Annotated in this window: 1 protein-coding gene; it reads left to right on the top strand. The window is 61.8% G+C overall.

Annotated elements, in window-relative coordinates; translation table 11 throughout:
* Positions 1-246 (top strand): RsmD family RNA methyltransferase (locus tag SB847_RS21935; RefSeq protein WP_410578838.1); only part of this gene is annotated, 246 nt, incomplete at both ends.

Genomic DNA, 246 nt, shown 5'->3' with positions numbered 1-246 from the left:
CCAGCGATGTCTGCCAACGCAATGCCCATATGGTGAACCAAATCCTGGGCGCCCGGCGGGTCTCCGTCCACCGATCCAAAGTGGAATCATTCCTTGACCGTGCGGGGTTGGAGGGCAGTTGGGGCCTGGTTTTCCTCGATCCGCCGTATCCGTTGGACGAGCTGGCGCTTAGCTCGGTGCTGGCCAAGTTGGCGCCGCACTTGGACGAAGATGCCGTGGTGGTCGTGGAGAGAAGCTCACGTAGCC

Origin of the sequence: Bacillus sp. SIMBA_026 (assembly GCF_046535335.1) — a bacterium.
Lineage (GTDB): Bacteria > Bacillota > Bacilli > Bacillales > Bacillaceae > Bacillus > Bacillus velezensis.
Note: the sequence above shows the minus strand (reverse complement) of the source record. Positions and strands in the feature narration are given on the sequence as shown.